The sequence below is a fragment of the Methylobacterium sp. Gmos1 genome (genome assembly GCF_053764715.1).
Map to the genome: position 1 here is coordinate 170,357 of NZ_JBSNCC010000008.1, position 24,103 is coordinate 194,459.

Genomic DNA, 24,103 nt, shown 5'->3' on the forward strand with positions numbered 1-24,103 from the left:
GTCGGGCGCTGCGCTCAGACGGCGCGATGGATGAACCGGCGGTCGAGCCACAGCAGCACGCCATTCGCCGCCACCGCGACGATCACCAGCATCAGGATCACCGCGGTCGTCTGCTGCACGTTGTGCAGGCTGATGCCGTTGACGATCAGGAAGCCGAGACCCGTCTGCGAGGCGAACATCTCGCCGACCAGCACCCCGAGGAGCGTCAGCGAGAACCCGACCCGCAGGCCCGTGACGATCTCGGGCAGCACGGCTGGGGCGAGAATCGTGCGGATCGTCGCGGCCTGGCTCAGACGCATCGCCCGGGCGGTGCGGATCAGCACCGGGTTGATGCCCTTCACCGCCGTCAAGGTGAACAGCGTGATCGGGATCACGCCGTGGATCACTCCGAACGCCACCTTGGCGCCGAGGCCGAGGCCGAAGACCAGCAGGATCACCGGGTACAGCGTGACCTTCGGGATCGAGTAGAGGCCGGCCAGGATCGGTTCGGCGACCTCGCCGGCGAAGCGGCGCAGGCCCAAGATCAGCCCGAGCCCGATACCCAGCAGCGCCGAGATCACGAGCGCCCCCGCGAAGGCGGTGAGCGTGGCGCTGGCATGCGACCAGAAGCCGGCACTCGCGAGAAGGCCCGACAGGTGCCGGAAGGCCGCGAGCGGCGACGCGATCGCCGCCTCGCCGGCATAGGCGTGGAGCCCCTGCCACAGGCCGAGCAGCACGACGACGGTGACGAGCCCATCGAGAAGCCACGGGCGGCGCGGGCCAGTGGCGGGGAGCGCGGCGGAGCCGCTCATGCGCGCGCGCGCCGGCGCATCAGGCGGCCCTCCCAGGCGTGCAGGGTCATGTTCAGTCCCGTGACCACCACGAGCACGAACAGCATCAAAGCGTACATCGTGCGGTTCTCGAAGCCGTCATAGGCATAGGCGATAGCGTGGCCGAGCCCGGCATCGGCCAGGATGAACTCGCCCGCGATGATGCCGATGAAGGCGTAGGCGAGTGCCAGCTTCACGCCGGTGAGCAGGTAGGGCAGGGCGCTCGGCATCACCACGTGGGCGAGGGTGGCGAGCCGCCCGAGCCGGTAGGATCGGGCGGTGCGCATGAGCACCCGCGGCACCCGGTCGAGCCCGTTGAGGGTGGCGAGGATCATCGCTGGCACCCCGAACGCCATGCCGAGCACGATCAGCGGCACGCTGTTGAGCCCGAAGATGGCGACGAAGAGCGGGTAGAAGACGAAGGTCGGGATCGAGTAGTACGAGGCCAGCAGCGGATCGAGGCCCTGCCGGACCCGCGGCAGAGCGTGGATCGCGACGCCCAGGGCGAAACCGATCGCCACCGCCAGCACCACGGCGATCGCCACGGTGGAGAAGGTGCGGGCGATGTCGCCGGCGATCTCGCCGGAGGCGAGCATCCCCCAAAGGGTCGTGGCCATTTCGCTCGGCGGGATCAGGGTGAGCGGGTTGACGAGGTGCAGGCGGCACACCGCCTCGAGCAGCACGACGAAGCCGGCGATCCAGGCGATGCGGGTCAGGGTGACGGCGCGCTCTCGCGTCATGGGGCGCTCTTCTTGCCGATCGCCTTCAGCGATTCCTCGCGCAGGTGCGACCACAGCCGGGCTGTGACGTGGCCGAAGCGCTCCTCCGCGACTATGCGGCTGTCGCGCTCGCGCGGCCAGCCGGTCTCGACGATCTCGATGAAGCGGCCGGGCCGCGACGACATCACGCCGATGCGGTCGGACAGCAACGCCGCCTCGTCGAGGGCGTGGGTGATGAGGAGTACCGTGGCGCCGGTCTCGCGCCACAGCCGCAGGAGCTCGTCGCCCATCAGCAGGCGCGTCTGCTGGTCGAGCGCCCCGAACGGCTCGTCGAGCAGGATCAGGCGCGGCTGCGTCACCAGAGTGCGGGCGATGCAGACCCGCTGGCGCATGCCGCCCGAGAGCTGCGCCGGATAGGCGCCCGCGAAGTCGGTCAGCCCCATGAAGCCGAGGGCGTAATCGACCCGGCGGGCGATCTCGGCCGGATCGGTCCCGGCCCGCCTGAGCCCAAAGGCAACGTTGTCGCGGACGGTGAGCCAGGGGAACGAGGCGTCCTCCTGGAACACGATGCCGACCCCGTCAGGCACGCCGGCGACCGGCGCGCCCTCGAAGGTCACGCTGCCGGCATTCGGCCGTCCGAGCCCGGACAGCACGTCGAGCAGGGTGGACTTGCCGCAGCCGGACGGGCCGACGACCGAGAAGAACTCGCCCTTGACGAGGTCGAGGTCGAGGGGGCCGAGGGCAGCGAGCCGGCCGTAGACGCGGGCGACCCCGCGCAGGGCGGCGTGGATCTCGCGGGTCTCGGCGGACATCCCACGGGGATCGGCGCTGAGGGCAACGACGGCCATGACGGCTCCCTACTGCGAGGCCTGGAGGTCTTTCGGCAGGAAGGACGTGTCGACGACCTGGCCCCATTCGACCGGCCCCTTGAGGCGGCCGACGAGCTTCATGCCGTCGAGCATGCGGTTCATGTTGTCGTAGTGCAGCCGGCCGTCGCCAAAATACTCGAAGCCGACGAAGTGCTTGAACACCTCGCGGAACACCTTCTGGTCGCCGCTATAGGCCTTGGCGACGATGTCGGCCGCCTCGTCCGGATGGGCCTTGATGTAGGCGACGCCCTCGCGCCGGGCCTCGATCAGGGCGCGCAGCTTGTCACCGCCGGTCTTGGCGAACTCGGCCGTGGTGATGCCTACGGTCTGGGTGAGCGCCGGATTCATGCAATCCTTGGCCCAGAACGCCGCCTTGACCTTGCCCTGGTTGCCCGACCACAGCGGCTCGCCCGACATCGCGGCGTCGACCGCGCGGTTGAGCACCGCCGACAGGTTGGCCCCGAGATCGCCCGCGGCCACGAGCTGCAGGTCCTTCTGCTCCAGCCCCGCCTTCTGCAGGCAGTTGAGAATGATCATGTTGGTGACGGAACCCGGCGCCGTGTAGGCGACCTTCTTGCCCTTGAGGTCGGCGAGCGAGCCAACCTTGCCGTCGGGCTGCGTGATCCAGAGGATGTCCTCGACGCTCTCGACGCCGCCGCTGATGATCTTGATCGGCTGGCCGGACTGGATCGCCAGGACCGCCGCCGGCAGCGCCACCTCGCCGAACGGCACCTCGCCGGCCAGCGTGTTGCGCACCGAGGTGCCGCCGCCCGCCGAGGTGAGGAAGCCGGTGATGTCGAGGCCGCGCTTCTTGAAGAAGCCCTTCTCGAGCGCCACCGCGTAGGGCGCGCCGTAGAAGGCCGAGCCCCAATGCGTGACCGTGATGGTCTCGGCCCGGGCCGGCGCCCCGGCGAGGCCCGCGCCGGCAAGCAGCAGGCTCAAGGCACCGGCCCGCAAGGTTCTCACGACCATCGCTTCTCTCCCGTCTCGCCAGCTCTATCCCGAAGTCGTCGTCAGGCGGCGGCCCAGATCCACGGCCGTGCGGCGCGGTCGCGCGCCTGCCACGCGGCGATCTCGTCCGCGCGCGTCAGCGTGACGCCGATCTCGTCGAGCCCCTCCCGCAGGGCCTGCCGGCGCTGCGGATCGACCGTGAAGGGAACGACCGCGCCGGACGGCGCGCGCACCTCCTCGGCGACGAGGTCGACCGTGACGGCCGTACCGCCCGTCGCCTCAGCGGCGAGCCGGTCGACCGCGTCCTTCGGCAGCACGACCGGCAGCACGCCGTTCTGGAAGCAGTTGTTGAAGAAGATGTCGCCGAAGCTCTCGGCGATGACGGCCCGCAGTCCCAGTCCCATCAGCGCCCAGACCGCGCCCTCGCGCGACGAGCCGCAGCCGAAATTGCGCCCGGCGATCAGGATCGGCGCGCCCCGGAAGGTCGGCGTGTCGAGGATGAAGGCGGGATCGCCCTCTTGCCCGTGCCGCAGCGCCTCGAAGGCGTAGCGGCCGAGATCCTCCCGCGGCACCCCTGTCAGGCGCTCGATGCGGATGATGACGTCGGTGTTGACGTTCGGCTCGAGGAACGGCGCTGCAGGGCCGGTGATGACGGTGAAGGGCTGCATCAGATACGCCTCACGTCGGTGATCGCGCCGGTGACCGCCGCCGCCACCGCCATGGCGGGGCTGGCGAGGTGGGTGCGCGCGCCCGGGCCCTGGCGCCCGACGAAGTTGCGGTTCGAGGTTGAGACGGCGCGCGCGCCCGGCGGCACCCGCTCGCCGTTCGCCGCAACGCAGAGGCTGCAGCCCGGCTCGCGCCAGGCAAAGCCCGCCTCGCGGAACACCCGGTCGAGCCCCTCGGCCTCGGCGTCGCGCTTCACACGCTCTGAGCCCGGCACCACCCAGGCGGTGACGCCGGGCGCGACGTGGCGCCCGCGGGCGAGGGCGGCGGCCTCGCGCAGGTCCTCGATCCGGGAATTGGTGCAGGAGCCGATGAACACCCAGTCGACCGGGGTACCGGCGAGCGGCCGGCCCGGCTCGAGGCCCATGTAGTCGAGCGCCGCCCGCCAGGCCTCGCGTCGCTCGGGATCCGGCGCTCCCTGCGGATCGGGGATCGCCGCGTCGATGGCGATGGCGTGCTCGGGGCTGGTTCCCCAGGTCACCGTCGGCGTCACCTCGGCGACGTCGATGACGATCTCGCGGTCGAACGCCGCGTCGGCATCGCTCGCGAGGGTGCGCCAATGGGCGACAGCCCGGGCGAGGTCGTCGCCCTTCGGGGCGAAGCGGCGGCCCTCGACGTAGGCGAAGGTGGTATCGTCGGGCGCGACGAAGCCGATCTTGGCGCCGAGCTCGATCGAGAGGTTGCAGACCGTCATCCGGCCGGCGACGCCGAGGCCCCGGATCGCCGAGCCGGCATACTCGACGGCGTAGCCCGTGCCGGCATCGGCACCGAGCCGGCCGATCAGGTGCAGGATCAGGTCCTTGGGGGCGATGCCCTGGCCCATCGCGCCCTCGAACCGCACCCGCAGGCTTTTCGGCTTCTTCTGGCGCAGGGTCTGGGTGGCGAGCGCGTGGGTCAGCTCCGACGAGCCGACGCCGAAGGCGAGCGCGCCGAGCCCGCCATGGGTGCAGGTGTGGCTGTCGCCGCAGATCAGGCTGACGCCCGGCAGGGTGATGCCGAGTTCCGGCCCCATCACGTGGACGATGCCCTGGCCGACTTGCCCGAGGTCGAAATAGTGCAGGCCAGCTTCCGACGCGCGCCTTCGCAGGCCCGCCCAGAGCGGCGCCCCCGGGGCATAGCTCTCGCCGGTCCGGCCGGGGGCGCTCGACACCGCGTGGTCGGCGGTGGCGAAGGCGAGCTCCGGGTTGCTCACCCGCAATCCCCTCGCCGCCAGGGCGTCGAGCCCGGCCGTGCCCGAGAGGTCGTGCAGCAGGTGGCGGTCGATATGGAGGAGCGACCAGCCGTCGCCGAGATCGGCGACGACGTGGGCGTCCCACAGCTTGTCGAGGAGGGTGCGGGCCATATCGGCGCCTACTCGGCCGCGACGGCGGGGGCGTCGCGCTCGCCGTCTCGGAACCGCGTCCGCAACTCCTCCCACTGGTCGGCGCCCAGCCGGCGGAATCGCTCGCGGATCGCCGGCGCCCCGGCCGAGCTCGGCGGGGCGTTGGTCTCCCTCAGCGTCGTCAGGGCCGCGTCGAAGGCCTCCATGGCGGCCCCGAACAGGAGACTCGGCAGGATCGCCAGCCGGTAGCCCATCGCCTGCGCGTCCGGCATGGCGATGTCGGGGGTCTTGCCGCCGCGCACCACGTTGAGAAGGCAGGGACCCTTCACCTGAGCCGGCACCGCCCGCATCTCGTCGAGGCTCTGCGTCGCCTCGACGAAGGCCATGTCGGCGCCGGCGGCAAGCGCGAGGTTGGCGCGCGCCACCGCCTCGTCGAAGCCGGCGACGGCGCGGGAATCGGTCCGGGCGATGACAAGGAAATCCGGGTCGCGCCGGGCCGCCACGGCGGCACGGATCTTCGCCACGAACTCCTCGCGCGGCACGATCTCCTTGCCGTCGAGGTGGCCGCAGCGCTTCGGGCTCACCTGGTCCTCGATGTGCAGGCCGGCGACGCCGCGCATCTCGTATTCCTGGATCGTGCGGGTGACGTTCAGCTCGTTGCCGTAGCCGGTATCGGCGTCGGCGATGACCGGCACATCGACGGCGCGGGCGAGGCTGCCGGCATTGGCCGCCATCTCGCTCATCGTCACGAGGCCGAAATCCGGGTAACCGAGGGCCGCGGCGGTGCCCGCCCCGGTCATGTAGACCGCCGGAAAGCCCGCCTGCGCGATGAACTTCGCGGTGATGCCGTCATAGGCGCCGGGCGCCACGACCATCTCGGGGCGCGCGAGGAGCGCGCGCAGCTTGCGGGCCTGACCCATCCATTCCTCCCTGGCCACCCCGCTGGAGCGAAGGGCTCGGGGCGCCTTTGCGGCGTCCCCATCCTGCATCGGTGCAGTTGTCCAGACAGGTTAGCCTTCGTTTCCGGTCTGTCAATGGCGATGTGGGGTGGCGTCAGGGCACGAGGGCCGGGGGGAGCCCGCGCTTTATCCTCGCACGACCCGCACGATCGGGAGCAGCCTCACGCCCGCCACTCTCCCCGCCGGATCCGCGTCGTGTAGCGGCACTCCTCGCCCGGGTGCCAGTTCACCGAGGTCAGCATGATGCCGCCGCTGACGTCGTAGTAGCGGCGCACGAAGCGCATCGCCGGGCTGCCGCGCGGGCGCTTGAGGGCGCGGGCGACCGGGGGCGGCATCGGGCGGGCGGTGATCTCCTGCAGGGCCTCGGCGATCAGCTCGCCCGAGCGCGCCTCGACGAGGCCGTAGACCGCGCCTCCCACCTCGCGCAGGTCGGCGAGCAGGGGGGCGAAACGGGCATGCACGTAGACGCTGACGAAGCAGATCGCCGCGTCGCGCGCGGCGGTCCAGCGCACGCCCTCCGCCTTGAGCCAGGACGTGCCGACCGGCGCCTGCACGAAGCCGGCGACCTCCGGGTCGATCTGGATCATCCCGAGCGTGGCGACGTCGAAGTGGGTGTCGCGGGCGTACTCGAACATGTCAGCGAGGTCGTCGAAGACCTGGGCGAAGCCCGGCTGCGCGCTCGTCGCGATTACCGTCGAGCCGGCGCCCTGGCGGCGCTCGACCAGCCCCTTCTCGACCAGCTTGCGCAGGGCCTCGCGCACGGTGAAGCGGCTCGCCTCGAAGCGGGCGCACAGGGCCGTCTCGGTCGGCAGGGTCGTGCCGACAGGGTGCAGTCCGGCGCGGATCTCCTCCTGGAGCGCCCGGGCGATCCGCTCGTTGAGCGGGCCCGCCTCCTCGGCGCCCGGCTCCCGTACTCCCATCGCCCTGCCGGACACATTTCCCTCCGAAGCCGGCGCTCACCACTTGTCCAGACAAATTTGCCAGATTAAGGTCTGGCGAACAAGAGGAACGCCCGATGAGCCAGACCACGGAACCTGCCCTTGCGCCAGCCCTCTCCGACCTGCGCGTCCTAGAGATGGGCCAGCTCCTCGCCGGGCCGTTCTGCGGCCAGCTGATGGCCGATTTCGGCGCCGAGGTGATCAAGATCGAGCAGCCGGGTGCCGGCGACCCGATGCGGGAATGGGGCCGCGAGAAGCCGCACGGCCAGTCGCTGTGGTGGCCGGTCATCGCCCGCAACAAGAAGTCGATCGAGATCAACGCCCGCGAATCGGCGGGCCAGGACCTGATCCGGCGCCTCGTCGCGCAGTCGGACATCCTGATCGAGAATTTCCGCCCCGGTACGATGGAGAAATGGGGCCTGGGCTACGACGAACTCTCGGCGATCAACCCGCGGCTCATCATGATCCGCGTCTCCGGCTACGGCCAGAGCGGGCCCTACTCGCAGAAGGCCGGCTACGGCGCAATCGGCGAGGCGATGGGCGGAATGCGCTACGTCGCGGGCGATCCCTCCAACCCGCCCTCGCGGGCTGGCATCTCGATCGGTGACACGCTGGCCGCTACCTTCGCCTGCGTCGGCGGGCTGATGGCTTTGCACGCCCGAACCCGGACCGGCCGCGGCCAGATCGTCGACAGCGCGATCTACGAGGCGGTGCTCGCCGTGATGGAGAACCTCGTCACCGAGTACGACAAGACCGGCTACATCCGCGAGCGTACTGGCGCGATCCTGCCCAACATCGCCCCCTCAAACGTCTACCCGACGAAGAGCGGCGTCTACGTGCTGATCGCCGCCAACCAGGACAGCGTGTTCAAGCGCCTCGCCGCCGCGATGGGCCAACCCGAGCTCGCGGCCGACCCGCGCTACGCCACCCATACCGAGCGCGGCAAGCGCCAGGCTGAGCTCGACGCCCTCATCGCCGCCTGGACGGCGGCCCTCGACCGCGAGGAACTCGGCCGCATCCTCGATGAGGCGGGCGTGCCCCGCGGCGATATCTACCGCGCCCCCGAGATGCTGGAGGACGCGCATTTCAAGGCGCGCAAGACCATCGTCGACGTCGCCCATCCGCTGTTCGGCTCGCTCAAGATGCAGAACGTGGCACCCCGCCTCTCGGCCAATCCCGGTCGGGTCGTCACCGCCGGCCCGGAACTCGGCCAGCACAACGACGAGATTTTCCGCGGGCTCCTCGGCCTCGCGCCGGCCGACCTCGCCCGGCTCGTCGCCGACAAGGTGATCGGCGGGTCGGCGCGGGACGCGGCGTGAGCCCGCGAAAGTGCGAGGGCTTACGTTCCGTCGTCAGCCCCCCCCTGTTCCGGATCTCCTTCCGCTTCGCTCCCGTCGTTCGGGAAAGGGGAGTGTGTGCAAAGGAAAACATGACATGACCGCACAGCGCCCCGCCTCCCTCACCGTCGTCGAGGTCGGTCCCCGTGACGGGCTGCAGAACCAGGACCGGCTGCTCTCGACCGACACCAAGGTCGAGATGATCCGGAGGCTCGCGGCCGCGGGCCTGAAGCGGATCGAGGCGGCGAGCTTCGTCAACCCGAAGCGCGTGCCGCAGATGGCCGATGCCGAGGCGGTGCTGGCGCGGGTCGTCGACCTACCGGGCCTCAGCGTCTCGGGCCTCGTCCTCAACGAGCGCGGCTTCGAGCGCGCGCTGGCCGCCAACCTGCGCGAGATCAGCTTCGTGGCGGTGGCGACCGACACGATGGCCGCCCGCAACCAGGGGACGACGGCCCGCGGCCTCGTCGAGGCCTGGGACCGCCTCGCCGGGCGGGCGAAGGCGGCCGGCCTGTTCCGGTCGGTGACGATCGCGGTCGCCTTCGGCTGCCCGTTCGAGGGCGACGTGCCGCTTTCCCAGGTGATCGAGATCGCCCGGGCGCTCGCCGAGGCTGGCGTCGACGAGATCTCGCTCGCCGACACGATCGGCGTCGCGACGCCCGCCATTGTCGAGGAGCGCTTCGCCGCCCTGGCGCAGGCCGTGCCAAGCCTGCCGATGCGAGCGCATTTCCACAACACCCGCAACACCGGCTACGCCAATGCCGACGCGGCGCTCCGCTCGGGCGTCACGGTCTTGGATGCGAGTCTCGGCGGCCTCGGCGGCTGCCCGTTCGCGCCGGGCGCCACCGGCAACATCGCGACCGAGGACCTCGTCTCGATGCTGGAGCGCGACCGGGTTGCGACCGGGATCGCGCTCGCGCCCTTGCGCGACGCGACCCTCTGGCTCGAGGGCGAGATGGAGCGGCGCCTGCCCGCCCACGGCGCCCATGTCTCGGCCTGGCCCGAGATCCTGGCGGCCTGACCATACGGCCTGACGACGAACGATCCGCCCGCGATGGGCGCCAGCCGGGCGGTAGAGCCCGGCCGGGAGAGGGAAGGGGACCCGACGATGGCGTCAACGATCTCGGCCGGGGCGCGCCTCGACCGCCTGCCGATCTCTGGCTTCCACCGCCGGATCCTGTGGCTGATCGGCGCCGGGATGTTCTTCGACAGCTTCGACATCTACCTCGCGGGCGGCATCCTGGGCGCCCTCGTCAAAGATGGCTGGTCGGACCTCCGGCTCAACGCCGCCTTCCTGTCGGCGACCTTCATCGGGATGGTGGTCGGCAGCTTCTCGGCCGGGATCCTCGGCGACCGGTTCGGGCGCCGGTTCACCTACCAGGCGAACCTGATGATCTTCGGGCTCGCCTCGCTCGCCGCCGTCTTCGCCCCCGACATGTGGACGCTGATCGTCCTGCGCTTCTTCATGGGCGTGGGGCTCGGGGCCGAGATCGTCATTGGCTATGCGACGATCGGCGAGTTCATCCCGCCGGCGCAGCGCGGGCGCTGGGCCGCCTACCTGTCGATCATCACCAACACGGCGCTCTTCGCCGCGACGCTGGTCGGCTACCTGGTGATCCCGACCTTCGGCTGGCGGATGATGTTCGCGATCGCCGGCATCGGCGCGCTTGCCGTCTGGTACGCCCGCAAGAGCATGCCGGAGAGCCCGCGCTGGCTCGAATCCGTCGGCCGGACCGAGGAGGCCGATCAGGTGCTGACGGGGATCGAGGCTTCCTACGGCCGAACCCTGCCGGCGCCGCAGCCGGTCGCGGTGGCAGGGCCGGTGCGGGACCCCGGCCTCGGGGTGCTGTTCGGCCGCCCGGTGATCCGCCGCACGCTGGTGGCGACCGTCATTAATGTGATGATCAACGTGTCGATCTACGGCTTCGTCGCCTGGGTGCCGACTTTCCTGGTCAAGCAGGGCCTCAGCGTCGGCTCGTCGCTCGGCTACACCACCTTCATGTCGCTCGGCGGTCCGGTCGGGGCCTGCCTCGGCGCGGTGATCGCCGAGCGCCTCGGGCGGCGCAACGGCCTTACCGTCGCGTCGGTCGTCGCGGCGCTCCTCGGCATCGCCTACACGCTGGCGCCCTCGATGGCGCTGGCCACCGTCGTCGGCTTCGGGCTGTTTACCTGCATTTACCTGATGGTGGCGCTCGGCATCGCCGCCTACATCCCGGAGCTATTCCCGACCGAGTACCGCCTGCGCGGCACCGGCGTCGCCAGCACGGCGGGGCGGATCGCCGGTATCTTCATCCCGCAAGGCGTCGTCTGGCTCTACGCCGAGGGCGGGGTCGTACCGGTGCTGGCGATGCTGGTCGGCGCCCTGCTGCTCCAGGCCGTCTGCGTCGGGTTGTTCGGCATTGAGACCCGCAACCGCAGCCTCGAGGCGCTGCGGCCCGACGCGGCGAGCCCGGGTCGGGACCTCGCGGCCGCGCCGGCCGAGCGCTGAGGGGCCGCCACCCGACACGATCCGCGCCCAAGCGCAATCCCGCGCCGCCCGGCGGGTTGAGCCCGGCCGGACGAGCAAAGCAGTCCCGAAGGAGACACCCGACATGTCGGCCCAACGCCGCGTCGTCGTCACCGAGTTCGGCCCGCCCCAGGTCATGCGCCTGGAGAGCGGGCCGCTCCCCGCCCCGGCAGCGGGCGAAGCGCAACTGCGCCAGACCGCGATCGGCTTCAACTTCATTGACATCGACTAGCTGTTTGGTAGCGAAACGTTGTTGGCACGCGGCGCGTTGGGCGATTGAGGAGCATGCCTGGCGCTTCGAGCCGACACACCGCTCCTCCGCCCGGAGGGCGCGCTGATGCACGCGATCCACCCCAACGCCCGTACCACTCCCGCCGTGCGCGCCGACATCGCCCGCTCGCGCGAGCCCTCCGGCGTCCTCGCCCGCCGCTATGGCGTCTCCACCGAGACCATCCGCAAGTGGCGCAAGCGCGGACCCGCGGACTGCCAGGACCGCTCGGCCCGGCCCCACACCCTGCCCTGGAAGGCCAGCGAGGAGGAGCGCGCCATCGTCTGCGCCCTGCGTCGCTCAACCGGCTTTCCTCTCGACGACCTCACCTTCGTGGTCACCCACTTCCTGCCCCACCTCAACCGCGACGCCGTCTACCGCATCCTCAAGGCCGCAGGTCTCAACCGCCTCCCGCCCGCAACTCCGTCCCGCAGACCCGACGGCGAGTTCAAGGAGTACGAAGTCGGCTTCCTGCATATGGACGTGAAGCACTTGCCCAAGTTGCACGACAAGGACGGATCAACTCGGAAACCCTACTTGTACGTCGCCATCGATCATGCCTCACGCTTCGTTCATCTTGCGGTCAAGGACGACGAGACGACGGCGTCAGCTGCCACCTTCCTGGATGAGGCCGTCGCGGCTCTGCCGTTCCGGGTCACGCACCTGCTGACTGATCGCGGATCCTGCTTCACGGCCGACGCCTTCGAAGCCGCTTGCCGGCGCCACGCGATCGAGCACCGCAAGACCAGATCCTACACCCCGAAAACCAACGGCATGGTTGAGCGCTTCAACGGTCGCGTGCAACGTGAGGTGCTCGGCATTACCATCTACAGCCATCAGGATCTGGAAATCCTGCTGGCGGGCTTCAACGTGGCCTACAATGGTCGTCGACAGCGTGCCCTGAAAGGTCTCTCGCCCGAGATGGTCCTGCACCAGCGTCTGAAGGACAAGCCTGCCCTGGTTCGCACGGCAGCCAAGATGGCCGATCCCGCCGCTCTGGATCGCGCGCTCAAGGTTGTTGCTGACGCCAAGGAGGTCTCACAACCAGACAGCTAGGGCTCTACGGCGCCTGCCTGATTGCTCGCGTCCCGATCGAGCGGACGGTACGGCCGATTCTGGGCTACCTCGGCCGCCTCTTTGCCTGCCTGCTGCTGATCGCCTTCGTGCCGGTCATTAGCACCGGGCTGCCTCGTCGAGCGCGTGCTCCACGAGGGCGACGTCGCCCTGGACGCAGACTACTTGGTCGCAGCCGCCGCCGGGGTCGACCTTGTCGTCTCCGACCGGCTCACCCGCGGTTGCGACCACCAGGATCCACGTCCTCGCCGACATAGTCCGCCGCCCGGGCGTCATCCGCCTCCCGCCCGGCAACGCCAATGCCGTGAAGACCGCGCCCGCCGTGCTGGCCGGGGCATCGGTGTGGTCATGCCCGGCACCCGCGCCCGCAAGCGCGAGATCCGCCTCGACAAGCGGCGCTATCGTGACCGCCGGCGGTGCGGGGGGTGTTCTGCGACCTCGCGGATTTCAGTCGCATTGCCACCCGCTCCGACAAGCACGACCGCAACTTCGCCTCGGCCCTTGCTCTGGCTGCCGTCATCATTCTTTGGAACTGATTGGGTCTCCTGCCTAAGCCGACGGACGCAGCCTGCATCCACTCACCGACGAGCGGGCCGGCATGAACCGCGGGATGCAGTGCGCGGAAGAGCGCGACCCGGCAGCATCCCTACTCACGCCCGGCACGGCAATCCGGATTGCGCTCCTAAAGACAGCGTACATGCGATGTCCTTGTTTTTTCATGATGCTGAAAACGACGCAAATCACATCCATGGTCGGGAGATCTCGTCAGACTGATTGACACGTGACAGGTCCTCACTCAGGCTCAGAAACAACAAATCATCGAGAAAACGATCCCGGGGAGGATGCAGGATGAAAGCTTTGATCGCGTTTGTCTTGATCGCGACCGGCCTGACGGCGTCGCACGCGCAGGCTCAGACGAGGCCAGTCAAGATCGGCGTGCTGAACGATCAGTCCGGGCAATACGCGGATGCCTCGGGCCCGGCATCGGTCGAGGTCGTCAGGATGGCTATCCAGGATTTCGGCGGAAAGCTGCTCGGCCTGCCGATCGAAATGATCTCGGCCGACCACCAGAACAAGCCGGATATTGGGTCCGGCATTGCCCGCAAATGGTACGATACCGAGAACGTCAACGTTGTTCTGGATCTCTCCAACTCGGCTGTCGCGCTTGCCGTCTCGGAGATCACACGCGAGAAGAACAAGATTATGATCGCGTCCTCGGTTGGGACATCGGCGCTCACCAATGAGAAGTGCTCACCTAACAGCTTCCAATGGTCGTACAATACTTACGCTCTCGCCCGCAGCACGACGAAAGCTCTCGTCGAGCAAGGCGGAAAAGAGTGGTTCTTTCTGGCGGCCGACTACGCCTTCGGCCATGCGCTCGAGAACGACGCTAGGTCTGTGGTGACGCAACTCGGCGGGCATGTGCTCGGCGCCGCCCGGCATCCCTTCGGCACGAACGACTTCTCGTCTTTCCTTATCCAGGCACAGAACTCCGGGGCGGGCGTGCTCGGGCTGGCCAATACCGGCCTCGACGTTTCCACCGCCCTGCGGCAGGCGCATGAATTCGGCGTCCTCGGCAAGAGCAGCAAGATGAAAGCGGCGGCCCTGCTCCTCCAGATCACCGACACGCACGCGGCCGGCCTCGCCAATGCGCAGGGCCTCTACATGTCGGAGGCGTATTACTGGGACCGTGACGACGATTCCCGCCGGTTCGGCAAACGGTTTTTCGAGAAGATCGGACGCATGCCGACCATGGTGCAGGCCGGTCTCTACTCGGCGACGATGCACTACCTGAAGGCCGTCCAAGCTGCCGGCACCTCGGATACCACCAAAGTTCTTGATAAGATCCATTCGTTGCCAGTCAAAGATTTTTTCTCGAAGAATGGGCATGTGCGGGAAGACGGGATGCACATTCATGATTACTATTTGCTTCGGGTGAAGAGCCCTGAAGAGTCGAAGTTTCCCTGGGATTATTATGAAATTATATCAACTATCTCCGGAGAGGATGCAAACATTCCTCGCGCGGAGAGCAAGTGCCCGCTGATGAAGAGGTCGTGATGGATCGGTCCCTCTGCGGTCCTGGATCCGCTTCGAGAGGGCAAGGTCGACACGTGTCATGCTCGCCGCGACGCCCGATCCGCGTTGCCGAAGCACCGTCAGAGAGCCGCGTCATCGTCCCGATCGCGCAGCGCATGCGGGTGCACCGTGCTCCGCACAGGCATGCAGCGCGGCAGCGGGCGACGAGCGCTTCGACACACCCGGGATCCGGCGCGGTCGGTCCGGCTCCCAGGGATCACCAGCAAACCGCCAGGACATCACGATGACCGATACGCAGATCCGTCTCCCCGACGGCAGTTGCGACTGCCACTTCCACATCTACGGACCGTTCGAGCGCTTCCCCGCCGGCTCGGAGGGACGATTCACGCCCGCTCGGCCCTTCACGATCGAGGACGCCTTCGCGCTATGGGACCGGGTCGGCGTGACGCGCGGCGTGATCGTGCATGCGGTCGGAGCGGGGGAGGACAACGCGGTCACGTTCGATGCGCTGCGCCGCTTCCCGGACCGGTTGCGGGCGACCGCCATCCTGCGACCGGACGTCTCCGACCGTCGGCTCGACGAACTGACCGATGCGGGTTTCAAGGCCGTCCGCGTCACCATGATCCGCCAGGACGGCAAGCCCGTCTCGACGCTGGGAACAAGCTTCGACGACCTCGTCGAACTCGCCCCCCGTCTCGCGGAGCGCGGCTGGCACGCGCAGATCTGGATCGAGAGCTCGGACCTGGCGGCAGCCGCCGAGGGCCTGGAGCGACTGCCCCTGACCTACGTGATCGATCACATGTGCCGGACGATGGCCGACAAGGGTCATCGGCATCCCGACTACGTCGCCTTCACGGAGCGGCTGAAGACCGGTCGCTACTGGGTCAAGATCTCCGGTGCCGACCGCAACACCCGCACGGGCCGGCCCTACCGGGATACCGCGCCCTTCATGCAAGCGATCGTGGAGGCGGCGCCGGACCAGGTCGTGTGGGGCAGCGACTGGCCGCATGTCGGACACACGGACGAGTCACGCCCGGACATCCAGGATCTGCTGCGCCTCTTCTGGGACTGTGTTCCCGACGAGGCTGTTCGACGCAAGATCCTAGTCGACAATCCAACCCGCCTTTACGGCTTCTGAGAGAAGCCGAAATCCACATTGCGCAGCAATTCATCAGATTTGGCATGACGGCATCGACGAAGGCGATACCCATGAAGACGCTGCCGCTCGAAGGCATCACGGTCCTGGATCTCGGTCAGGTCTACCAGGGGCCCTATGCGGGATTTCTGCTGGCGCAGGCCGGCGCGACGGTGATCAAGATCGAGCCTCCGCGCGGCGAGCCGGTGCGCCATCGCGCGCTCATCAGCAAGGGCAACGCCGTCCCCTTCGCGATGCTCAACGCCAACAAGCGCAACGTCAGCCTCAACCTGAAGTCGCCGGAGGGTGTAGAGCTCTTGAGGTCGCTCGCCGCGAAGGCGGATGTGCTGCTGGAGAACTATGCCCCCGGGGTGCTCGACCGGCTGGGTGCCGGCTACGACGCGCTGAGCGCGCTCAACCCGCGCCTCATCTACGCGTCGGCGACGGGCTACGGCCTGTCGGGACCGGACCGCGACAACCTCGCCATGGACCTGACGATCCAGGCCGTGTCCGGAATGATGAGCGTCACCGGCTTCCCGGACGGACCGCCCGTAAAGGCCGGTCCCGCCATCTCGGACTTCCTCACGGGCATCCATCTCTACGGTGCGATCATGACGGCGCTCTACAGCCGCGAGAGGAGCGGCCGGGGACAGCTCGTTGAGGTCGCGATGGTCGAGGCCTGCTACCCGGCGATGGCCTCGAACCTCGCGGATGTCTTCAACCGCAAGGCCGCCGCTCCCCGCACCGGCAACCGCCACGGCGGTCTCGCCGAAGCGCCCTACAACGTCTACCCGGCCTCCGACGGCTACGTGGCAATCATCAGCGTCAACGAATCTCACTGGGTCGGGCTGGCAACGGCCATGGGCCGCGAAGATCTCATCGCCGATCCGCGCTTTGCCACCGTGCGCGACCGCCTGCGGCACATCGATCTGACGGACGAGATCATCGGCCGATGGTCCGCCGCACGCACGCGGGAGGAAATCACGCAGGCCTGCCGCCGCAACAAGGTGCCGTGCGCCCCGGTCCGCGACCTCCTGGAGGTGACGCAGGATCGCCATCTCCACGATCGCGGCATGCTGCGCGCGATCGACCACCCCGAATACGGCGAGATCCTCGTCCACCGGACGCCGCTGATCCTGCACGGTGCCGGTGCGCCGGACTACGTCCCCTCCGCCCGCCTCGGCCAGCACAATGCCGAGGTGCTCGGCGAGTATCTCGGGCTGCCCGAGAGCGAGATCAGCGCGCTCCACGATTCCGGCGCGCTCGCCCGTGCCTCCGCGTGACGACGTCCATGCCGGGCGCTCTCCTTGTCTCCTTCGCGCGGCGCCCGCCCCGACACGTCGGCCATCCTCGCGGCTGCAGGCGAGCGCGCTTTGGCGCGCCGCCGGCGGCGGCGATCTCGATGGGCGGGAGGCCGGGTGCCGCCGGGGCCGAGCCCAGGCGCCCCGCTACCCGTCCCCGTCCTCTGGGGCGGCCGGACGCAGGAGGCTTGCGAAGGTTACGCCGAGGCGCGGTCGCGGCGGCGTGAGACGGCCGCTCTCGCTGCGCGTGCGGGATTGTCTGCCAGGCATCGCGCGCTTCGTTCCCAGGCTCGATGACACCGAGGCTCAGATGGTCAAACTGTTCGAGAAGGTCTCCTTGCGAGGTCTTGAGCTCAAGAACCGAATCGTCGTCTCGCCGATGGGCATGTACTCGGCCGAGAACGGCTGCGTGACGCCCTTTCACCTCGTCCATTACGGCAAGTTCGCCATGGGCGGGGCCGGGCTCGTCATTGTCGAGCAGACCTCCGTTAGCCGGCACGGCCGGATCACCAACGGCGATCCGGGTCTATGGCACGATGGCCAGATCGACGGGATGCGGCAGGTCGTGCAAGTGCTCAAGGCGAACGGAGCCGCCGCCGGAATCCAGATCAACCATGGCGGCCGCAAGTCGGGCCAGCAGCGGGCCTTCCGTGGCAACGGGCCCCTGACGGACCGCGACATCGAAATGGGCGAGGAAACCTGGACGCCAACGGGTCCCTCGGACGTGCGGTTCGCCGACGGCTATTCTGATCCGGTCCCGCTCAGCAAGGACGGGCTCATCGGCACCCGAGACGCATTCGTGGCGGCCGCCCGGCGGGCGGTGCTGGCGGGCTTCGACCTCGTCGAACTGCACATGGCCCACGGCTACCTTCTGCAATCCTTCCTCTCACCGCTCGCGAATTTCCGGACGGACGAGTATGGCGGGGCGCGCGAGAACCGAATGCGGTTCCCCCTGGAGGTGACGCGAGCCGTCCGAGCGGCGATCCCGGTCGGGATGCCGCTCTTCGTTCGCATCTCCGCGACGGACTGGATCGAAGGCGGTTGGGAGATCGAGGACAGTGTCGTCTTCGCGCGCGAGCTCAAGGCGCTCGGCGTCGATCTCGTCGATTGCTCGACCGGTGGGAACCTGCGCGTCGGCTCGACCAACGCCAACCTCGCGCGCGGCCCGGGCTACCAGGTTCCCTTCTCCGATCAGATCCGGCGTGAATCGGGCATCGCCACAGGAGCTGTCGGCATGATTCGGACGCCCGACCTCGCCGAACGCATCCTGCAGGACGGCAAGGCGGACCTGATCTTCCTGGCGCGCCAGATGCTGTTCGACCCGTTCTGGGCGCATCACGCGGCCGAGCACTTCGGACTCACGGGAAACTTCGAGGCTTGGCCCGAGCAGTACGGATGGTGGCTCGCAAAGTGGGGACACGCGCTGCGCGCCAACCACGAGAACCTGCACGGCCTCGATCCGCGCGGGGGTGACGAAGGGTGAGCGGCCGTTTCGTCGCGACCGGCGCCGCCGCCGGCGGTCGCGGCGACGTCCCGGCGATCCGGAACCAGGCGACGTAGAGCGCCGGCAGAAAGACCGGCGTCAGCGCCGTCGCGACCGCGCCGCCCATGATCGCGCAGGCCATCGGCCGCCGGAATACCGTCGGGCCGATCGACATCATGCCGGGAACGGCGCCGGCCGCGGTGGAGCAGGATCGCGGACGGAAGCGGTGGCTTGCGGCCTCCGCCACCGCCACCTGGGGCTCAGGCCCCTGTGAAGGCCGGGGCCCGGCGCTCCGCCATCGCGCGCACGCCCTCCTTGAAGTCGGCAGTCGCGAAGTGCTTCTGCTGCTCGGCCAGCTCGTGCTCCGTCGCCGCGGCGATCGCGTCGGCAAGGCCGGCGCGGAGCGTCGCACGGGTCGACTGCACGGCGATCGGCGAGGAGACCGCGATCTCCTCGGCGAGCGCCAGGGCGGCGGGGCGGATCTCGTCGGTCGGGACGAGCAGGTCAACGAGGCCGATGTCGCGGGCCTGCGACCCGATGATCCGCCGCCCGGTGTAGAACAGCAGAGCCGCCTGCTGGGTGCCTACGACGCGCGGCAGCGTCACGCTGAGCCCAAAGCCCGGATGGAAGCCGAGTCGGCTGAAATTGGCCGTGAAGCGCGATTCCTCGGACGCCACCCGGAAATCGCCGACGAGCGACAGGCCGAGCCCGCCCCCAACCGCCGCGCCCTGCACGGCCGCGATCACCGGCAGCGGGCAGCGAAACAGGCGGACGGCCTGGCGGTAGAGGTGATCGGTGCCGCGGTCCTGCGCAGTCCCGACCGTGTCCGAGGCGGGGCGGGAGAAGTTCGCCCCGGCACAGAAGTTCTTGCCGGCGGCGCACAGGACGATCGCCCGCAGGCCGGCGGCCACGAAGCCGTCGAAGGCCTCGGCAAGGTCCCCGATCAGCTCCTTGTCGAAGAAGTTGTTGGGCGGCCGGTCGATCTCCGCGATCCCGACGTGACCCTGTTGCTCGAGACGGACATCGCTCATCGCAGACCCAAACCTCTCGCGATCATACCCCGGAGAATTTCCCGCGTGCCGCCGCGCAGCGAGAACGAGGGCGCGGTCAGGACCAGGTGCGCCAGGACGGAGGGCAGCACCTCGGCCGCCTCGTCCTCCGGCTCGACATCGGCGACGAGGCGGATGACCTCGACGGTCTCCTGCTCCAGCACGTTGCCGAGATCCTTGACCAGGGCGGCCTGGAGCGCCGGGTCCTCGCCCGCCTGGAGCATTCCGGCGACGGAGCGGGAGAGCCGGCGCAAGGCGACGATGTGGCTCGTCAGGCGCCCGAGCGCGACCGCGGCGCGGTCCGGCGCGTCGGGGCCCAGCGCCCGCACCGCCTCGGCGAGAAGCGTGAAGGACGACAGGAAGCGGTCGGGGCCGCTGCGCTCGTAGGCGAGCTCGCCCGTGACCTGCTTCCAGCCGTCGCCCTCCCGGCCGAGAATCGCGTCCTCCGGCAGGAACAGATCCTGGATCGCCACCTCGTTGAAGTGGTGCTCGCCGCGCATGTCGATGATCGGGCGCACCGTCATTCCGGCGCCGCGGGCCTTCGCCATGTCAACGAGGAACTGGCTCGCTCCGGCATGCCGGTCGGCGTCGGACTTGGCCTCGGTGCGGCAGAACAGGATCATGTAGTCGGCCTCGTGCGCCCCCGAGGTCCAGACCTTGGTGCCGTTGACGAGCCAGCCGCCCTGGACGCGCTGCGCCCGCGTGCGGGCCGCCGCGAGGTCGGATCCGGAATCGGGCTCGCTCATGCCGATGCAGAACGAGCACTCGCCGGCGGCGATGCGCGGCAGGATCGCGGCCCGCTGCTCCTCGGTGCCGTTGCGCAGGAGGTTGGGCCCGCTCTGGCGGTCGGCCACCCAGTGGTAGCCGACGGGCGCCCCGGCCGCGAGCATCTCCTCCAGGACGACGTAGCGCTCGAGCGCCGAGCGCTCGTGGCCCCCGTAGCGCCTCGGCCAGGTCATGCCGATCCAGCCCCGCTCCGCCATCTTGCGGCTGAAGGCGCGGTCGCGCCCGCTCCAGGAGGCGGCCCGCTGCTGGGGCGTCCGGTCGCCGAGCTCGGCGGCCACGAAGGCGCGGACCTCGGCGCGAAGCCGCTCCGTCGCCTCGGAGGGCGGGGGCGGGGGCGCGAAGGCGAGGGCGTTCTGCATGGGCGGAGTTCCTAGGGTCGGCGGAGTTCCTGGGGTCGCAGCGGGGGCGGTCCTCGGCGGGGCTTCGCGTCAGGCCGGGGCGACGACAAGGAGGGCGTCGGCGATGGTGCAGCCGCCGCCCTCCGGATGCACGATGACCGGGTTCAGCTCGAGTTCCGCGATCCGGGGCGCCGCGACCGCGAGCCGGGACAGATCGGCGATGAGGCGGGCGAGCGCTGCCGCATCGGCGGGCGGCGCACCGCGAAAGCCCGCGAGCAGGGGCGCGCTCCGCATATCGCCCAGCATCGCCGCCGCCTCGCCCTCATCGATCGGGGCGATCCGGTGGACGGTGTCGCGCCAGATCTCGGCCTGGGTACCGCCGGCTCCGACGGTGACGACGGGGCCGACGGCTGGGTCGCGCACCACGCTGACGATCACCTCCACTCCCCCCGGTGCCATGCGCTCGAGGAGGACGCCCTCGATCACGGCCTCCGGCGCGTACCGCGCCGCGGCCTCCAGGATGCCGCGATAGGCCTCCCGGAGCGCGTCCGGTCCGGCGACCCCGAGTCGGACGCCGCCGGCCTCGGTCTTGTGGGCGATCCCGGGCGAGACGACCTTCACGGCGAGCGGGTAACCGACCGCCTCCGCCGCCCCGTCGAGCTCGGCCTCGGTTCGCACCAGGCGCGACGAGGCGGTCGCGATCCCGCAGGCCGCCAGGACCGCCTTCGCGGCCGGCTCGGTCAGCGGCCCGACGGTGTCGAGGAGGGCGGCGGCCTCTTCCGGCAGGGCGGGGGTCCGCAAGCCTTCGCCCGGCAGGGTCTCGCCCGGCCGGGCTCCGACCGCGCCGATCTGCACCAGGGCACGGGCGGCGCCGGCCAGGAAACTCATTGAACGCATCACCGCGACGCCGGCCCCGGCCATCGTGGCGAGGCCGAGCGGGGAGGGGAGGGTGTAGGAATGGACGAGCACGGGCTTGCGCTGCGCCACGACGAGGGCGCGCAGATCCGCCCCGTCCAGGGGCACGCGGTGCGGGTTCGCCAGCGAGGTCACGATCACGATGATATCGATGTCGTCGTCCTCGAGCAGGAGGTTTGCCGCCCGCAACGTGCCGCCGCCCTGCGCGCCCTGGGCGGTGAGGTCGACCGGGTTGCGGGCCGTGCCGTAGCTCGGGATGAACGCCCGGATCTGCGCCTGCGTCGCCGCCGAGAGAGGCGCCACCCGAAGGCCGGCGAGGCCCAGGCTGTCGGCCGCGAGCGCCCCTGCGCCGCCCGACACGGTCAGGATCGCGACCCGGTCGCCGCGCGCCGGCGGGTTGGTGATCAGCGCGGCCATCACCGAGAGCGCCTCGTCGAGATCGCTCGCCGCGACGATGCCGAGCTGCCGAAACAGCGCCTCGTAGCCCGCCTGCCACCCCGTCATGCTGGCGGTGTGCGAGGCGGCAGCGGCGCTCCCAGCCTCCGTGCCGCCGACCTTGATGGCGACCACAGGCTTGGCCTTCCGGGCCGCCGCCCGGGCGGCGGCCCGGAAGGTCGGAAGGTCGCGGATGCTCTCAATGAACAGGAGGACGGCACCGGTCTCCGGATCCTCGGCCATGTGGCGAAAGAAATCCGCCGCCGATAGGTCGGCCTCGTTCCCGGTGCTCACGATCGACGAGAACGACAGGCCGAGCGCCCGCCCGCGGTTGTAGAGCGCAAAGCCGATGCCGCCGCTCTGCGCCACCACGCCGATGCGCCGGGACGAGACCGACGGACCGCCGACCGTCGGGTCTTCGACCGCAGGGCTGAAGGTCGCCGTCACCCGCCCCGGCTCGTTGTGGAAGCCCTCCGCGTTCGGGCCGCAGATCCGCATCCCGGTCCGCCGCGCCAGCGCGGCGATCCGGCCCTGGAGGTCGGGTGCGGCCGCCGCATCCTCGGCGAAGCCCGACGAGATGACTACGGCGTTGCGGATTCCCGCCGCGGCGCATTGCTCGAGGGCGGTCAGGACGGCCCCGGCCGGGATCGCCACCAGGGCGAGGTCGACGGGAGCGCCGATCGCCGCGACGTCCGGGTAGCAGCGCAAGCCGTCGATCTCGGGGTAGCTCGGATTGATCGGGTAGATCCGGCCAGCGTAGCCGTTGGCGCGCAGGAGATGGAGGAGGGCGCCGCGGATACGGGTGCGCTCGGGCGAGGCGCCGATGATGGCGACCGATTCCGGCGCGAGCAGCGACGTCAGAGAGGCGCTCATGTCAGGCGGCCTCCGTGATCATGGACCAGAGTCCGTCGGCGCCGGCTGCCAGGGCCCTGCGGCCGACGAGGGCGTTCCACTCGGCCTCGTTGCCGAACTCGTCCCGCCACGCCCACAGGCGGCGCGTCAGGTGGTGAAGCTCGTATTCCTGCGTGAAGCCGATCGCGCCGTGGACCTGATGCGCGATGGCCGCAGCGACCGAGGCGGCCTCCCCGGCGCGCGCCTTGGCGGCGCCGACTACGAACGGGTCGAGGCCGGCGGCGAACGCGTCGGCCGCCAGGTCGGCCGCGGCGCCGGCAGCGGCGGCCTGACCGGCGAGCACCGCCATGCTCTGCTGGATCGCCTGGAACTTCCCGATCGGACGCCCGAACTGCACCCGGGTTTGCACGTATGAGACGCAGACGGCGAGGATGCGCGACAGGGCCCCGGCCATCTGCGAGGTCCGCAAGGCGGCTCCGGCCGCCCGGAGCTGCGCGGGCGAGACCGGGGCGCGTCCCACCGTCACCGGAGCGTTGATGGAGACCGCGTCACGAGGTTCTTCGGCGACGTTGCGCCCCTCCGCGACCGTGAAGGCGCCGGCCGGGACGCACGCCACCATAGGACCCTCCGGCCCCTCCGCCACTATGGCGATCGCGGCGGCCCGGCGGCCCCACGGTACCCGCGCCGCCGTCCCGGCGAGGCGCCAGCCCCCGTCCGCCCTCGACAGGGCGAGGCTGTCGCGCCGCACCGGCGCGACCGTCAGGATCCCGGCGGGCACCGGCAGCCCGGCCCGGGCGAGGAGCCATCCCGCCAGCATCGTCTCGGCCAGCGGTACGGGCGCGGCATGGGCCGCCGCGACCCGGACCAGCCCGAAAGCCTCAGCCGCGCTCGCGCCGAACCCGCCGCTCTCCTCCGGGAGGAGGGCCGCCGTGAACCCGGCATCCTCGACCGCCGCCCAGAGCGCCGTCGGCCAGTGTCCGCCATCGGCGGCTTGCAGGACGGTCTTGCTGACCTGGGAGGCGAACAAGCGCTCGGCGCTGTCCGCAAGCTGATCGCTCATGGCGTGGTCTCTGACGTGTCCCCCGGGGCAGACCATCGGCCCGCGGGTGTGTGCCGGGCAAGCGTCGCGGCGCCGGGCCTTGCGCTTTCGCGATCGTGAAAACGCACGCGGACCGGAGAAAAGCCTTGCCTGGGAGAGGGATGAGCGTGCCCGTTCTAGGACAGGGTGGCTCGTCCTCGGCGCCGATTCCGCAGCACCTCAGGGTCGGTTTGAGTTGCGAGACCAGCCTGGCGAGGGAAAT

General features: G+C 69.9%; 22 protein-coding genes and 1 pseudogene. 10 read left to right on the plus strand and 13 right to left on the minus strand.

The window, feature by feature from the left end; genetic code table 11:
- Positions 1-14 precede the first annotated feature (14 nt).
- The 8 genes from ACS5PV_RS17635 to ACS5PV_RS17670 all read right to left on the minus strand — a co-directional run bounded on the left by ACS5PV_RS17635 (position 15) and on the right by ACS5PV_RS17670 (position 7,286).
- On the minus strand, positions 15-791 hold the full coding sequence (locus ACS5PV_RS17635; protein WP_455396639.1) for an ABC transporter permease: 777 nt from the start codon (positions 789-791) through the stop codon (positions 15-17).
- Positions 788-1,549, minus strand: coding sequence for an ABC transporter permease (locus ACS5PV_RS17640; protein ID WP_455396640.1), 762 nt, complete (start codon positions 1,547-1,549; stop codon positions 788-790). Before ACS5PV_RS17640 ends, ACS5PV_RS17635 begins: the two co-directional genes overlap by 4 nt.
- Positions 1,546-2,376 (minus strand): ABC transporter ATP-binding protein, encoded by an 831-nt coding sequence (locus ACS5PV_RS17645; RefSeq protein WP_455396641.1) that lies wholly within the window; start codon positions 2,374-2,376, stop codon positions 1,546-1,548. Before ACS5PV_RS17645 ends, ACS5PV_RS17640 begins: the two co-directional genes overlap by 4 nt.
- Before the next feature lie 9 nt (positions 2,377-2,385).
- Entirely contained in the window at positions 2,386-3,369 is a 984-nt protein-coding gene (locus tag ACS5PV_RS17650) for an ABC transporter substrate-binding protein (RefSeq protein ID WP_455396642.1), read from the minus strand.
- Positions 3,370-3,410: 41 nt separating this feature from the next.
- A complete protein-coding gene (gene leuD / locus ACS5PV_RS17655) occupies positions 3,411-4,016 on the minus strand; it encodes a 3-isopropylmalate dehydratase small subunit (protein ID WP_455396643.1) in 606 nt (201 codons plus the stop codon).
- Positions 4,016-5,413 (minus strand): 3-isopropylmalate dehydratase large subunit, encoded by a 1,398-nt coding sequence (leuC, locus tag ACS5PV_RS17660; protein WP_455396644.1) that lies wholly within the window; start codon positions 5,411-5,413, stop codon positions 4,016-4,018. The genes leuD and leuC overlap by 1 nt, the downstream gene beginning before the upstream one ends.
- Before the next feature lie 8 nt (positions 5,414-5,421).
- A complete protein-coding gene (locus ACS5PV_RS17665; RefSeq protein WP_455396645.1) occupies positions 5,422-6,312 on the minus strand; it encodes an isocitrate lyase/PEP mutase family protein in 891 nt (296 codons plus the stop codon).
- A 200-nt stretch (positions 6,313-6,512) separates the two neighbouring features.
- On the minus strand, positions 6,513-7,286 hold the full coding sequence (locus ACS5PV_RS17670; RefSeq protein ID WP_455396646.1) for a GntR family transcriptional regulator: 774 nt from the start codon (positions 7,284-7,286) through the stop codon (positions 6,513-6,515).
- A gap of 80 nt (positions 7,287-7,366) precedes the next feature.
- Here ACS5PV_RS17670 and ACS5PV_RS17675 point away from each other — a divergent pair, with 80 nt between their 5' ends.
- The 5 genes from ACS5PV_RS17675 to ACS5PV_RS17695 all read left to right on the plus strand — a co-directional run bounded on the left by ACS5PV_RS17675 (position 7,367) and on the right by ACS5PV_RS17695 (position 12,453).
- Complete coding sequence (locus tag ACS5PV_RS17675; RefSeq protein WP_455396647.1) at positions 7,367-8,608, plus strand: CaiB/BaiF CoA transferase family protein; 1,242 nt, start codon at positions 7,367-7,369, stop codon at positions 8,606-8,608.
- A 115-nt stretch (positions 8,609-8,723) separates the two neighbouring features.
- Positions 8,724-9,644 (plus strand): hydroxymethylglutaryl-CoA lyase, encoded by a 921-nt coding sequence (locus tag ACS5PV_RS17680; RefSeq protein ID WP_455396648.1) that lies wholly within the window; start codon positions 8,724-8,726, stop codon positions 9,642-9,644.
- A gap of 87 nt (positions 9,645-9,731) precedes the next feature.
- Entirely contained in the window at positions 9,732-11,111 is a 1,380-nt protein-coding gene (locus tag ACS5PV_RS17685) for an MFS transporter (RefSeq protein WP_455396649.1), read from the plus strand.
- 103 nt (positions 11,112-11,214) lie between these two features.
- Complete coding sequence (locus ACS5PV_RS17690; protein WP_455396650.1) at positions 11,215-11,361, plus strand: hypothetical protein; 147 nt, start codon at positions 11,215-11,217, stop codon at positions 11,359-11,361.
- A 105-nt stretch (positions 11,362-11,466) separates the two neighbouring features.
- Positions 11,467-12,453, plus strand: coding sequence for an IS481 family transposase (locus ACS5PV_RS17695; protein ID WP_455396651.1), 987 nt, complete (start codon positions 11,467-11,469; stop codon positions 12,451-12,453).
- 117 nt (positions 12,454-12,570) lie between these two features.
- Here ACS5PV_RS17695 and ACS5PV_RS17700 read toward each other — a convergent pair whose 3' ends face one another.
- Positions 12,571-12,702: a hypothetical protein gene (locus tag ACS5PV_RS17700; RefSeq protein ID WP_455396720.1), complete on the minus strand. Its 132-nt coding sequence runs from the start codon at positions 12,700-12,702 to the stop codon at positions 12,571-12,573.
- Between ACS5PV_RS17700 and ACS5PV_RS17705 the strand changes: the two are divergent.
- The 5 genes and pseudogenes from ACS5PV_RS17705 to ACS5PV_RS17725 all read left to right on the plus strand — a co-directional run.
- Positions 12,698-13,007: pseudogene (locus ACS5PV_RS17705) on the plus strand (IS5/IS1182 family transposase); the annotation flags it as partial. The gene ACS5PV_RS17700 and the pseudogene ACS5PV_RS17705 overlap by 5 nt on opposite strands.
- Positions 13,008-13,320: 313 nt before the next feature.
- Positions 13,321-14,529: an ABC transporter substrate-binding protein gene (locus tag ACS5PV_RS17710; protein ID WP_455396652.1), complete on the plus strand. Its 1,209-nt coding sequence runs from the start codon at positions 13,321-13,323 to the stop codon at positions 14,527-14,529.
- A 262-nt stretch (positions 14,530-14,791) separates the two neighbouring features.
- On the plus strand, positions 14,792-15,646 hold the full coding sequence (locus ACS5PV_RS17715; RefSeq protein WP_455396653.1) for an amidohydrolase family protein: 855 nt from the start codon (positions 14,792-14,794) through the stop codon (positions 15,644-15,646).
- A 71-nt stretch (positions 15,647-15,717) separates the two neighbouring features.
- The gene (locus tag ACS5PV_RS17720) at positions 15,718-16,926 is read left to right on the plus strand and encodes a CaiB/BaiF CoA transferase family protein (protein WP_455396654.1); all 1,209 of its coding nucleotides are present in this window, start codon (positions 15,718-15,720) and stop codon (positions 16,924-16,926) included.
- A 328-nt stretch (positions 16,927-17,254) separates the two neighbouring features.
- Positions 17,255-18,427, plus strand: a complete 1,173-nt coding sequence (locus ACS5PV_RS17725) for an NADH:flavin oxidoreductase/NADH oxidase (protein ID WP_455396655.1) — start codon at positions 17,255-17,257, stop codon at positions 18,425-18,427.
- A gap of 260 nt (positions 18,428-18,687) precedes the next feature.
- Here ACS5PV_RS17725 and ACS5PV_RS17730 read toward each other — a convergent pair whose 3' ends face one another.
- From ACS5PV_RS17730 to ACS5PV_RS17745, 4 genes are all read right to left on the minus strand, one after another.
- Entirely contained in the window at positions 18,688-19,458 is a 771-nt protein-coding gene (locus ACS5PV_RS17730) for an enoyl-CoA hydratase/isomerase family protein (protein ID WP_455396656.1), read from the minus strand.
- The gene (locus ACS5PV_RS17735; RefSeq protein ID WP_455396657.1) at positions 19,455-20,621 is read right to left on the minus strand and encodes an acyl-CoA dehydrogenase family protein; all 1,167 of its coding nucleotides are present in this window, start codon (positions 20,619-20,621) and stop codon (positions 19,455-19,457) included. Before ACS5PV_RS17735 ends, ACS5PV_RS17730 begins: the two co-directional genes overlap by 4 nt.
- 69 nt (positions 20,622-20,690) lie before the next feature.
- Positions 20,691-22,823 (minus strand): acetate--CoA ligase family protein, encoded by a 2,133-nt coding sequence (locus ACS5PV_RS17740; protein WP_455396658.1) that lies wholly within the window; start codon positions 22,821-22,823, stop codon positions 20,691-20,693.
- A gap of 1 nt (position 22,824) precedes the next feature.
- The gene (locus ACS5PV_RS17745) at positions 22,825-23,862 is read right to left on the minus strand and encodes an acyl-CoA dehydrogenase family protein (RefSeq protein WP_455396659.1); all 1,038 of its coding nucleotides are present in this window, start codon (positions 23,860-23,862) and stop codon (positions 22,825-22,827) included.
- Between the last annotated feature and the right edge of the window lie 241 nt (positions 23,863-24,103).